Consider the following 12,241-nt stretch of genomic DNA (forward strand, 5'->3'; position numbering starts at 1 on the left):
GTACGCGGGGTTGGTAATCTATTTGCATCATGAGCGATGCCACCCCGCCCCAACACGTCCGACTTCGGGTCGATCTTGCATACGACGGCACCGACTTTCACGGTTGGGCCCGCCAGAAGGCAACTCCAGAAGGCCCAGTACGCACAGTCCAAGAGACCGTCGAAGCCGCATTAACGACGATAATGCGTACCCCCGTCCACCTCACCGTGGCAGGGCGCACCGACGCGGGTGTTCACGCGAGTGGCCAGGTTGCCCACTGTGATATCCCTGCGACGGCCCTTGATCAGCGCTCCATCGACGGCGACCCACAACGGTTAGTCCGCCGCCTGAGCAAATTTCTCCCGGAGGATATCCGCATCCAAAGCGTCGACTTCGCGCCGGAGGGATTTGATGCGCGTTTTTCGGCGCTCACCCGTACCTATGTTTACCGAGTGACCACGCATCCAGGAGGAGCACTGCCTACTCGCGTGCGCGATACTGCTACGTGGATGAAGCCGGTAGATGTCAACCTTATGCAGGAAGTCGCTTTGGGACTCGTCGGTTTGCACGATTTTGCGGCCTTCTGCCGCCCGCGTCCGCACTCCACCACCATCCGTGAGCTGCAATCATTCGTGTGGAGGGATTCGTCGACAAGCGAAGAGCCTCAGCTGTACGAGGCCGATGTCATTGCCGATGCCTTTTGCTGGAACATGGTGCGAGCGCTCGTCGGCGCCTGCCTGGCGGTAGGGGAAGGACGCAGGGATTACCCTTGGGCCAAGCTTCTCCTGCAACAGGAGCAACGGAGTTCGGACGTTCCGCTCGCGCCTGCTAGAGGCTTGACCCTGAGGGGCGTATCGTATCCACCTGATGAGGAATTGGCTTCCCGCAACGCGGTAACGCGTGACAAGCGGGAGAGCTCCGAAGTTGCGTCACAGAATAACGAAAGCAGGGAAGCATGAGCATAGTGATCGCTATCGCTGTCCTTATCTTGCCCGGATTTTTCGTGGCCTGGCTTTCTGGCGTGAAAGGGCCTGCTGCAATTGCCAGTGCGATACCTGTGACCTTTGGCATCGCGGGCTTTGCAGCATGGATGTGGGGGACAACTTCACAGCGATTCAACTTGGTGACGTTCCTGATAACCTGGCTTATCATCTTGGCTCTTGCGGCTGTGTGGCGCTGGGCTTTCGCACTAGTGGCGCGCCGTCGTGGTGCGCAGACCTGGTGGGATGCGTTTAACCCAGGGGAGGCTCGGAAAGGCAGTTTTCTCGATCCGTTCTGGATTTTGCCCGGCGCGGGCGTGATCACTGGTGCTTGGCTGTTCATTTCCAAGCAGATGCAATGGCTAGAAGAAGCACCTCATGGGCTCAACAACATCTTCCAAGGTTGGGACGTGCAATGGCATGCGAACAGCGTGCGCTTTATCATGGAAGAGGGCATTGCATCGCCAACGCGCATGGGTGAGCTGCAGAGCATCGAAACGAACGCGACGCTGTTGTACCCCTCGGCTTTCCACGCCCTGACCGCGCTGTTCGCTGAGGCCGCCAACCTAGATCCGATTCCAGCGCTGAACATCATGAGCATCGTTGCGCCGGGGCTCGCCCTGCCGCTGAGCGTCGCCTGCCTCGCATGGGTATTCGTGGGCAACCGCGGCATGGTGTTTCAGATCGGTGCCGGGATCGCTGCGATCGCAGTGTACATGTCGCCAGTGATCGTGTGGATTACCAATTACGTCGGCGCGTGGCCGTATATGGTTGCCGTCGGGATCACCGGCATGGTCATTGCGCAGTTTGTCGGCGTGGTACACCATCACGCGGCAGCCATATCGGCGATGCTGGGGCTACTTGGCGTGGTGCAGCTTCATCCGGCGGCCATCACTATTGTGGCGATTCCCGTGGCGCTGTACTGGTTGCTGTACTTGCTTTTCGCTCCGGTGCAAAACCGGATTAAGGATTTCCTCTGGCTAGCGTTGCCGGCCGTCGCGGGCATCGCGGCCTACGCTCCGCAGTTGCTCGCCGGCTCGGCGCAGACGGAGGAAGTTCAATCCTTTACAGGCGACGAGTCTGAGTCCTTGTCCGCCGCGTGGAATACGACGCTCACAATGCATACGCGCCACGTTGACGACTTCTTCTTAGACTATGACCCGACGGTCCTGCTAGCCCTTGCTGCCGTTGGCGGTCTGTTTGTCATCCTGTGGCGCCGTCAGGTGTGGGCCGGCGTGTTCTACATTTTGTCGGTGCTTTTCTCTGTCAACGCACTTCATTCTTTCGACGGCACAGTGGGCGAGGTCCTAGCGCTCGTCGGTTCGCTGCACTACAACATGGCGCACCGACTGATCATCGGCGTGGCCATGATTGTGGTTGCCGCAGCCGGGATTGGTGTGGCCGTGCTCATCCGTCTGCTCACCCTCGCGCCCGTAGCTTCACGCCGGGACACTCCGGCATGGGTGCGCTCCACTAGCGCCGTCGCTGCGATCGTAGCGATTTTCGTCGGCTGGGGAGCGACGTGGTGGGTCACAGACACCATTGACAAGGGTGCCAAGCTGTCGTTCTATGCAGCTCGAGACGACCATCGCATGGTCAATGACAATGACCGTGCTGCTTACGACTGGCTGGCGACACAGCCCGCGGCTTTCGACGGCCTCATCATGGGCGAACCTTCCGACGGCTACTCGTGGGCGTACGCGTACAACGGGTTGCCGACGGCGGCGCGCCACTACCTCTGGCCAACGGGTGGGCGCGGATCCAATTTTGACAAGATTTACTGGCAGGCGAACCTGCTCGGCGAGGGTCGCTTGGGAGACCCAAACGCCAAGAACGACGTTGACATCGCCGCCGAAGAGCTCGGAGTGAATTTCTATCTCCTGAGTCCGTGGAACTTTTGGGCAGAGCAACAGCCCCGCTGGGAGATGCTGCATGGATTGTGGACCGCTGACGGCGCCACACCCGTGTACAAGCGCGGCAACACCGTGATCTTCGCGGTCGATGCCGAGTTCACACCAGGCGAACTCAACAAGATGCGCCGTGACGCGATCAAGGCCGGCTCTGATCCATTGCCCGCAGAGCTTGCCGACGACCAGCCCACCCCTTAATCTGAAAGTCGATGCTGCAGGAGGGGCCTGCAGTGGCACTGATTCGGGGGAATCTCATGGCTGGCAAACTCTTGCCGACCACGCGCGCGCAGGTTTCGGGGCATAAGTTTCTGCGCAGGCGTGTGGAACACGGTCTCATCTTCGGCGATATCCGTATGATCCACGACCCGTTGGCATCGCGTCGAAGAGCCGCCGTCCTCGGACTCGTCGCTACGGTTCTCATCGCAGCGGTAGCAGGACTTCTTGCTTGGCTGAATCCCAACGCCGATCCGGGTGACGCGCCAGTAGTGCGATCCTCGCAGGGTGCCTTGTTCGTCCGCGTCGACGGCACCCTACATCCGGTGACCAACTTGGCTTCCGCCCGCCTTGTCGCGGGCGCCCCAGAGATTCCCGCCCGCATTGGCGACGAGACCCTGGCCAACACCGCGCGCGGCGTGCCCGTCGGGATAGATACCGCCCCACAGTTCTTTGCCGGAGAATATTCTGCATCCGCTGCGTGGGCAGTCTGCCAAGTGGATGAGAAAATTACCGTCTTTGCGGGGCCGAAAGTTGCAGTGCTTGGCGACGACCACGGCATCGTCGCGAGAGTTGATGACGCAGAATGGCTGGTGACGGCGACCGGGCGGGCTGTTTTGCCAAGTGCAACAGATCCCGAGGGGCGAGCGATTCGTCGCGCGCTGGGAATTACTCCTGAAACCCCACGGTGGGAACCTGCCGGGGCGGTGCTCAGCGTGCTGCACGAACGTCCTCCCATCGCGCTGCCACAGCCGGTGCCAGAAGTTCTCAAAACACCAAACGGCTCGTGGGCGCTGTACCCCAGCGGCGGGGTGCAAGCACTCACGGATGCCCAGTCTGATGTTCTGGTCGCCGCCGGGGCAGGGCAACGAGAAGTCAGCGGTGGGGAACTGGCCGCGTACCCCGATGCACGTGACCAGGGGCCCTTAACTCTTCCTGAAACCATTCCGCAGTTCATTGACCCTGGAGCGGAGGAAGTGTGTGCTACCTCGGAGGGGTTCGGGGCGGTGGGGTCGTCGACAAGCGCGGAGATGGAGCTGTCGGGGGACTCGGTGGCGACACACCTGCGGGGGCTTGCCGATGGGGCGGTAGGCGTGGACACCGGACACGGGTTTCATGTGGTTTCTGAGTCGGGAATCCGCCACGAGGTAACCGGTTCGGACACCTTTCAAGTACTCGGTGTGCAGCGGGTGGATGCGGTGGCGTGGCCTTTGTTGCGCTTGCTTCCGGAGGGGCCGGCGCTGACGCACGATGCCGCGCTGAAGGCCACCTATTAGTACTGTGTAAAGCTTTACTGGCGCTCGCGGCTGAGACGAGGGTCGCAAAAGTGGACGTTGGTTTCATGCGAAATGCAAGGTCAATTGTTGGGCTGCCCAAAAGTTGTGTAGGCAGTGTGTATCTCCCCTTCGGATTTAAGTCCCGCACCGTGACGTAAATCTCGTTAGAGTGGCATGGTATGAGCGTTTCTCAGGGCGTAATTAATGTGGTAGGGAAGGCAACAAATTCCCTAGGCGGCCTGGTGCAACGGCGTAGCGTCGATGCGGAGAAGATCCAGCCAGTTGGGTGGATGAAGCACGATGAGGGCGTACGTACACTGACCGAGAGCTTCCAGGCAGCGGGGCCGAGTCAGCGAGTGAGGCTGGCAAAGAAGACCTCGAATCTGTTCCGAGGCCGCAAAGATGGATCGGCTGGGCTGGATGTCAGTGGACTCAACGGTGTTATCGAAATTGACCCAGTGGCGAAGACTGCGGACGTGCAGGGGATGTGCACCTATGAGGATCTGGTGGACGCAACGCTTCCGCACCGCCTCGCGCCTTTTGTCATCCCGCAATTGAAGACCATCACCCTTGGCGGGGCGGTGACTGGCATGGGGGTTGAGTCGACATCTTTTCGCAATGGACTGCCGCACGAATCCGTGCTGGAGATGGACATCTTGACCGGTACGGGCGAGATTGTCACAGCGTCGCGCACACACAACGTCGACCTATTTCGCGCGTTCCCCAACTCTTATGGATCGCTGGGCTACGCGGTCCGTCTCAAGATCGAGCTTGAGCAGGTCAATGACTTCATCGAGCTAAGTAACGTGCGATTCCACAGCCTGGCAGACTTCCAGGACACACTGGCAGAGGTCGCGCGCTCGGGTGAGTACGAAGGCCAAGCGGTGCACGGTCTGGACGGTGTAGCTTTTGCGCCTGACGAGGCATACCTGACTATCGCCCGCGCCACGGATGACCCAGGCCCGACCTCGGATTACACCCGCGAGCGTGTGTTCTATCGGTCGCTGCACCACCCAGAGGGGACAACCTACGACAGGTTGACAATCCGCGACTACATCTGGCGCTGGGACACCGACTGGTTCTGGTGCTCCCGCGCCTTTGGCGCACAAAATCCAACATTGCGTGCTTTGTGGCCGCGTGAGTTTCGACGTAGTTCCTTTTACTGGAAGCTCATCGGCATTGACCGCAAATTCGACGTTGAGCACAATCTGCTCAACCGCCCGAAAGGGCTGCCACACCGCGAGCGCGTTGTCCAAGACATCGAGGTCACCGTGGATAAAGTCGCGGATTGGCTCGAGTGGTTCTTCTCCGCATGTGACATTCAGCCGCTGTGGCTGTGTCCGATCCGCCTGCGCAAAGGTTCGGAGGAACTGGTAGGCACTGGCGATGTCACTCGCGACGCCACCGCACCGTGGCCACTATATCCCCTCACGCCGGACACAACCTGGATCAACGTGGGATTTTGGTCTGCGGTCGCAGGCTATCACGTGTCGCCCGACGCCGAGCCCGGCGCGTTTAACCGGGTGATTGAGAAGAAAGTGTCTGAACTTGGTGGACATAAGTCTTTGTACTCCGAGGCGTTCTACTCCCGCGAAGAGTTCGAGCAGCTCTACGGCGGAAACTTGCCGGATGAAATGAAGAAGATCTACGACCCAAAGGGGCGATTCCCTGGGTTGTACGAAAAGACTGTCACCGGCGCCTAACAACTACATATTGCTGATCCGAAAGACGAGGAAAGATGACATCCCCCTTTGTTCCAATGACGGTCGGCGAAATCGTCGACGCATTCGTGGAAGGCGACAACCCCTTCTACTGGAAAGCTTTTGACGGTTCCACCGCTGGTCCCGAAGATGCCAAGTACACGGTGAGCATCAACTCCCCAGAGGGGCTGAGCTACGTAGTAACTGCACCTGGTGATGTGGGGCTGGCTCGCGCGTGGGTCACAGAAGGATTGAGCGTGGAAGGCGAGCACCTAGCTCACCCCTATGGCATTTTCGACGCGCTGCGTGAGTTGTACCGGAAGTTCCGTAAGCCGGACTTCCGCACCATGGCGCGCATCATGCGGTCCCTCGGGTCGATGGGGGCGATCCAGATTCAACCTGTCCCCGACGTGGAGCGCGCTAGCTGGATCGAGCGCACGCTGCGCCAAGGCTTGTCCAAGCACTCGAAGCAGCGCGACGCGGATGTCATCTCGGATCACTATGACGTGGGCAACGACTTCTACGAGCTCTTCCTTGGCGATTCGATGACGTACACCTGCGCGGTGTATCCCACCGAAGACGCTAGCTTGGACCAAGCTCAGGAGAACAAGTACCGCCTGATCTTTGACAAGCTGCGTCTGAAGCCAGGTGATCGCCATTTGGATGTTGGTTGCGGCTGGGGTGGCATGGTGCGTTACGCCGCCAAGCAGGGAGTGAAGTCCCTCGGCGTCACTTTGTCCCAGGAGCAGGCTGAATGGGCGCAGGAAAAAATCAAGGAGGAGGGGCTTGAAGACCTTGCCGAGGTCCGTTTCATGGACTATCGCGATGTTGAAGAGAATGACTTCGATGCAATCTCTGCCATCGGCCTTCTGGAACACATCGGTGTGGCCAACTACCCGGACTTTTTCAATTTCCTCTCCGACAAGTTGCATGTTGGCGGCCTGATGCTAAACCACTGCATTACCTATCCGGACAATCACAAAACGGCCAAGGGCACGTTCATTGATCGCTATATTTTCCCTGATGGCGAGCTCACGGGTTCTGGCACGATTACAAAGGCGATGCAGGACAACGGTTTCGAAGTCCTGCACACCGAAAACTTCCGTTTCGATTACATGCGTACCCTTCGCGATTGGTGTGACAATCTCCAGGAGAACTGGGATGAGGCGGTAGCCCTAGTTGGCGCTCCGACTGCGAAGCTGTGGGCCATGTACATGGCTGGCTCCGAGTGGGGCTTTGAGTACAACGTCGTTGCTCTGCATCATTTCCTTGGGGTCAAGCTTGACGACGAAGGCGGTCGCGGAGACGTGCCTGAGCGTCGTTGGTGGACTGATGCTCCGTCGAGCGAATTTTCTTAATTGCCCCTGAAAGGGGGTAGATGCCGGGGTGGGCGGTCAATTTCCGGCTTTCCCGTGGTGGGAGAATATATTTGACCCACTCTTTCCGCAAAATACCCCCGTGGGTATTCCCGTGAAGTGGGCTGATTGAGCTTCAGTGCTGGTTGAGTCATATAAATGCATCTAGGGTAAGAGGTACTAATCCCAGTACTGACCCATCAGGAGCTCCACCATGTTGCTTGAAAGAATTTACGAAGAGGACCTCTCCCAAGCTAGCTACTTCATCGGCTGCCAGGCTCGCGGCGAAGCGATCGTCATCGATCCACGCCGTGACATTCAGGTCTACCTCGACCTTGCCAAGAAGAACGGCATGAAGATTAGCGCGGTCACCGAGACCCACATCCACGCCGACTACCTTTCGGGCAGCCGCGAACTAGCAAGCGCAACCGGCGCAGAGCTCTACCTGTCGGACGAGGGCGGTCCGGACTGGTCTTATGGATTCGAAGGCAACCGCCTCAAGGACGGCGACTCCATTACGATTGGGAACCTCACCCTGCAAGCGGTGTTTACCCCAGGCCACACCCCGGAACATATGAGCTACCTGCTTACCGACGGTGCCTTTACCGACCGGCCGGGCTACATGTTCACCGGTGACTTTGTCTTCGCTGGTGACCTGGGTCGCCCGGATCTCCTCGACGAGGCAGCTGGTGGCCACGACACCCGATTCGAGGGGGCGAAGCAACTCTTTGCATCCCTGCGCGACAAGTTCCTCACCCTGCCGGATTACGTCCAGGTCCACCCCGCGCACGGCGCGGGCAGCCCGTGCGGCAAGGCGCTAGGATCTGTCCCTTCCTCCACTGTTGGCTACGAACGCACCTTCGCTTGGTGGGCAAAGTACTTAGAGACCAACGACGAGCAGGGCTTTATCGATGAGCTCCTCGACGGTCAGCCTGACGCGCACGCCTACTTCGGCCGCATGAAGCGCGAAAACCGTGACGGCCCAGCTGTCATGGGGGAGCGCGCACCCCTGAAGCGTTACACGTCCGCCGAAGCCATCGCTGGGCAGCGAGACAACGAGGTCATCTTCCTTGACCCCCGCGCGCTCGACGACGTCCGCCAGGGCACCGTCGCAGGTGCGATCAACGTCGCATGGAACGCCAAGCCATCGATGTACGTCGGTTGGGCGATCGACCCAGAGCGAGACAAGCGTGACATCGTCATCCTCACCGACGAGGAAGAATTCGCCGAGGACATGCGCAACCGCTTCGTCCGCGTAGGCGTGGACAACGTCACCGGCTTCACGTCGCTAAGCGATGAGCTTCCTGCCTACCTCCCCGAGCTGGTGCAGCCAGAAGACCTCGACGGCTTCGAACACGACCTGCTCCTCGACGTACGCAATAACTCTGAATTCCGTGACGGCTCTATCCCAGGTGCCCAGCACATCAGCGCCGGTAAAGTCATGTGGAGCCTTAACGAACTGCCCAAGGACGGCACCATCGTTGCGTTCTGCCAGTCGGGTGTGCGCAGCTCCGTCATCGCGAGCTCACTGCGCGAGGCGGGCTTCCATGTGGTCGAGCTCGATGGCAGCTACGCCGCGTGGTCTCTGCGCCAACAACACGCGTAGAGCGACGGACCGAGCACAATGGAACCAGCACTAGTCCTTGTCCTTATCCTCTCTCTGGCAGTCGGACTAGCCATCGGCCTGCTCGGCGGTGGCGGTTCAATCCTGATGGTTCCGCTCCTCACCATCGTGGCGGGGTGGCCGGCGACGAACGCCATTACGGGGTCCCTGTTCGTCGTCGGAGCTACCTCGCTTTTTAGCACCCTGCTTCACGCACGCCTGGGAAACGTTGCTTGGCGGCTCGGCCTGATTTTCGGCGCGGTGGCCATGGCCGGTGCCTTCGCAGGTGGTCTCTTCGCGGCATTCCTTCCCGATGCGCTGCTGCTCACCATGTTCGCCCTGGTCATGTTGGCATCGGGCTGGGGCATGGTGCGCAAGCGAAAAAACACTAAACGACGATCACCGGACGAGCCCACCCCCTGGGGCAAGGTCACTGCGGTGGCGTTCGCCATCGGCGTACTCTCCGGCTTGGTTGGTGCCGGCGGCGGGTTCCTCATCGTTCCGGCGTTGGTTCTGCTCTTTGGCGTTTCGATGGCAACCGCCGTGGGCACCTCGCTGCTGGTGATCACCATGCAGTCCACGTCGGGTTTTGTAGCCCACCTCATCAATACACCGATCGATTGGCCGTTCGCTTTAGCGATCACCCTGGTTGCAACTCTCGGCGCTGTCCTCGGCGTGAGATTGGTCAAGCGCATCCCGGCGGCGAAGCTGCGCAAGGTCTTCGGAATTTTTGTTATCACGATGGCATTCGTGATGCTCGGGCAGGGTTTGTTGTCCGCTTAAGCCCAGCGATGAAAACAACCACGGCTGCGCCTGCCAATAGAAGTGTGATGGCGACGAGGGATCGTCGATAAGCAAAAGGATGCTGCTCTTGAGGCTGACTCAACGCCACCGGATGCGGCCGTGGCGCATCGCGCGAGACAACTTCAGTGAGCGCGGCGTGTGGCGAGAGGAAACCCCCGTGTGGTTCGGCGGCGGTGTAGATGCGCTGCCGAAGCTCTTCCGCGGAGTCGTCGGGGTAGCGCTCAACCAGCAGCGCAGCGATGCCGCTGATCACTGGGGCTGCGAAACTGGTGCCGGTGAAGGGCTCCGATACGTCACTCGAGCGTGCCTTCATCCCGATAGCGAACCCCTCTCCCGACGGAGACAAAGCAGCGGTGGGCATGCCGGGAGCAGAGACGAAATCCTGCTCTGGTGGCACGGGAAGAGAATAGTCGGCCAGAGTGTATTCGGTCGCGCGAGCGCCAACGGCGACCACGGTCGGATAGTGCGCAGGGAAGACGAAAAATCCGGGTTCGCAGCCCTGGTTGACATTTCCTGCAGCAGCAACAACCAGAGCGTTTTCCTGTTCAGCGCGGGCGAGGGCTTGATCGAGGATTGACGCGTCGATCTGAGTTGCGACAGCGGGAGGCACGCAGGAAACAACAGACACGTTGATCACTTTCGCTTGGTGGTCAAGCGCGTCATGGATAGCGTGGGCGAGCGTTTCAAGACTGCCCCCGGTGTCTTCTTGCTGGGTAAAGGCCGACGTTTGCTTTATCGAGACAATGCGCACGTTGGGTGCAATACCGTGCTCTTGGCCTGCGATAATCCCCGCGACGATGGTGCCGTGGCCATCGCAATCATGCAGCGAATTCGGAGCCTGCGGAGAGACTAGATCTGTGCCGGGATCGAGCCGAGCAATGTGTGGGTGAGGCGTGATACCAGTATCGATGACAGCGACGGTGACGCCTGCACCCGTAGCTAAAGCGTGAAATGGCTTTGATTCGGGCTCAACAAGTGTGGTCATTGGTTCCGCTATCGCACACTGCACCTCTTGCGCATGGGCAACCGGGACACACCAGAACAAAGAGACAACAACCATTAGGGCATGGGCTATACGCTTCATCTTCTACAGCCCACGGATCAGCTCGAAGATACCGGCCAGATGAATCGCTAGCGGGATCACGGCAATGATTGCGACCTGCTCGGCGCGCTCAAACCAGACGATAGTTGTTGGCTCGAACTCGGACACCACGTGGCTCCACAAGGGAGCCGATACTGCGATCAAGACGATAATCCCTGCGGCCACGAGGAACCCAGGGTGTGCATCAACTCGAATAAGTGCGATAACTCCGGTAAGCAACGCGGTCATCACAATCGCAACTAAAGAAATGCGGGGAATCGGGTAATGGTGACGCGAAGCATGCACCGCTAAAGCTGCAGCAAAACAGCTGCACAGCGCCCATGCCCACTCGCCACCTTGAAACCCGAGCAGCCAGAATGCGGGGAGCAAACCCACTGCAAGGCCGACTGGAATGCCATCGGAAACTAGTTTCGCCACTTTTGCCCGAGAATCCACGTCTAGTTGGTGATCGTCCGCATCAGGCATTTCTTCCCCCGCAGTGGGAACTCGCGGTATGTGCAGGCCAACTACGCGCGTTGCAATCCCGGGTGCCGCCATGACGATTCCAAGGGCGATCAAAATCGCGCACCCCGCAGGCGCTGTGTCGCTGGGGAGCCAGACACCTACGCTTCCCCCGATAAGAACTAAGGCGGCGGTAGCTCCGCAGGCCAGCCCCCGGATACCAATTCGACTGACATAACCGGCACCAATCAACAAGATACAGCTGGCAACACTGCCCACGATGATGCCCAGTGCGACACTAGAAGCATCCGGATTAGCGCCCATCACCCACAGTGCGATTGCAGTGCCAGCACCCATGATTGCGTATATAGAAATCAACTGGCTCTGGACGAATGCGCTGAGTAACAGTGCAATGATGGCGCCGAGAGTAATGGCGGCCGGCAGCTTCATGACATGGGAAAACAACAGGGTCAGGATAAAAATTCCTAAGACAGATGTTGCCCGTTCCACGCTTCCTACCTGATCGTGCGCATCCGCTTGGGCTGAGAGCGATTCCGCCGCGTCGCGCACAACAGGGGCCGCCTGTTCAACACGGGGTCGCAGGACCAATACTTGACCGTTACGCAGTGCCAGGTTGTGCGTTGGGACATCTAGCGGGTAAACCAAGCCTGCGGCTGTGGCGAATTCCCACGGCTGTGTGATTACGGGTGCCTCTATCAGTCCGAGAATTTCCGGCAGCGCTTCTCCGAAAGTCGAAGAGCTCGGGATCGTTAAATCGGCGTGCGAATGGTGCGCACCCACGTCTAAGCGCACCGTTAATCGCACCACGTGATGCGTTGCTGAAGTCACGAAAGTTCTACCCCCAGTAGTTGGCGGT

At 59.3% G+C, this 12,241-nt stretch carries 9 protein-coding genes; 7 read left to right on the forward strand and 2 right to left on the reverse strand.

The window, feature by feature from the left end; translation table 11 throughout:
• The first annotated feature begins 29 nt into the window (after positions 1-29).
• From truA to QP027_RS01670, 7 genes are all read left to right on the forward strand, one after another.
• Positions 30-938, forward strand: coding sequence for a tRNA pseudouridine(38-40) synthase TruA (truA, locus tag QP027_RS01640; protein WP_284825474.1), 909 nt, complete (start codon positions 30-32; stop codon positions 936-938).
• Positions 935-3,067, forward strand: coding sequence for a DUF6541 family protein (locus QP027_RS01645; protein WP_284825475.1), 2,133 nt, complete (start codon positions 935-937; stop codon positions 3,065-3,067). The genes truA and QP027_RS01645 overlap by 4 nt, the downstream gene beginning before the upstream one ends.
• A 56-nt stretch (positions 3,068-3,123) precedes the next feature.
• Positions 3,124-4,359: a type VII secretion protein EccB gene (gene eccB, locus QP027_RS01650; RefSeq protein WP_284825477.1), complete on the forward strand. Its 1,236-nt coding sequence runs from the start codon at positions 3,124-3,126 to the stop codon at positions 4,357-4,359.
• A gap of 179 nt (positions 4,360-4,538) precedes the next feature.
• The gene (locus QP027_RS01655; protein WP_432418601.1) at positions 4,539-6,062 is read left to right on the forward strand and encodes an FAD-binding oxidoreductase; all 1,524 of its coding nucleotides are present in this window, start codon (positions 4,539-4,541) and stop codon (positions 6,060-6,062) included.
• A 35-nt stretch (positions 6,063-6,097) separates the two neighbouring features.
• Positions 6,098-7,417: a class I SAM-dependent methyltransferase gene (locus QP027_RS01660; RefSeq protein ID WP_284825479.1), complete on the forward strand. Its 1,320-nt coding sequence runs from the start codon at positions 6,098-6,100 to the stop codon at positions 7,415-7,417.
• A gap of 211 nt (positions 7,418-7,628) precedes the next feature.
• Positions 7,629-9,020 carry an MBL fold metallo-hydrolase gene (locus tag QP027_RS01665; protein WP_284825481.1) on the forward strand — a complete coding sequence of 464 codons (1,392 nt, stop codon included), beginning with the start codon at positions 7,629-7,631 and terminating at the stop codon, positions 9,018-9,020.
• A gap of 18 nt (positions 9,021-9,038) precedes the next feature.
• Positions 9,039-9,800, forward strand: a complete 762-nt coding sequence (locus QP027_RS01670; protein ID WP_284825483.1) for a sulfite exporter TauE/SafE family protein — start codon at positions 9,039-9,041, stop codon at positions 9,798-9,800.
• Here QP027_RS01670 and QP027_RS01675 read toward each other — a convergent pair.
• Complete coding sequence (locus QP027_RS01675; protein ID WP_284825485.1) at positions 9,754-10,806, reverse strand: S8 family serine peptidase; 1,053 nt, start codon at positions 10,804-10,806, stop codon at positions 9,754-9,756. The genes QP027_RS01670 and QP027_RS01675 overlap by 47 nt on opposite strands.
• Before the next feature lie 102 nt (positions 10,807-10,908).
• Entirely contained in the window at positions 10,909-12,213 is a 1,305-nt protein-coding gene (gene eccD / locus QP027_RS01680; protein WP_284825487.1) for a type VII secretion integral membrane protein EccD, read from the reverse strand.
• Between the last annotated feature and the right edge of the window lie 28 nt (positions 12,214-12,241).

The sequence above is a fragment of the Corynebacterium breve genome (assembly GCF_030252165.1).
In the GTDB taxonomy this organism is placed as follows: domain Bacteria; phylum Actinomycetota; class Actinomycetes; order Mycobacteriales; family Mycobacteriaceae; genus Corynebacterium; species Corynebacterium breve.

What these genes read in the sequence shown, in the direction of transcription:
- QP027_RS01660 (WP_284825479.1), top strand. Translation starts at nt 6,098, where the DNA reads ATGACATCCCCCTTTGTTCCAATGACGGTCGGCGAAATCGTCGACGCA.
- eccB (WP_284825477.1), top strand. Translation starts at nt 3,124, where the DNA reads ATGGCTGGCAAACTCTTGCCGACCACGCGCGCGCAGGTTTCGGGGCAT.
- QP027_RS01665 (WP_284825481.1), top strand. Translation starts at nt 7,629, where the DNA reads ATGTTGCTTGAAAGAATTTACGAAGAGGACCTCTCCCAAGCTAGCTAC.
- QP027_RS01655 (WP_432418601.1), top strand. Translation starts at nt 4,539, where the DNA reads ATGAGCGTTTCTCAGGGCGTAATTAATGTGGTAGGGAAGGCAACAAAT.
- QP027_RS01645 (WP_284825475.1), top strand. Translation starts at nt 935, where the DNA reads ATGAGCATAGTGATCGCTATCGCTGTCCTTATCTTGCCCGGATTTTTC.
- QP027_RS01670 (WP_284825483.1), top strand. Translation starts at nt 9,039, where the DNA reads ATGGAACCAGCACTAGTCCTTGTCCTTATCCTCTCTCTGGCAGTCGGA.
- truA (WP_284825474.1), top strand. Translation starts at nt 30, where the DNA reads ATGAGCGATGCCACCCCGCCCCAACACGTCCGACTTCGGGTCGATCTT.
- QP027_RS01675 (WP_284825485.1), bottom strand. Translation starts at nt 10,806, where the DNA reads ATGACCACACTTGTTGAGCCCGAATCAAAGCCATTTCACGCTTTAGCT.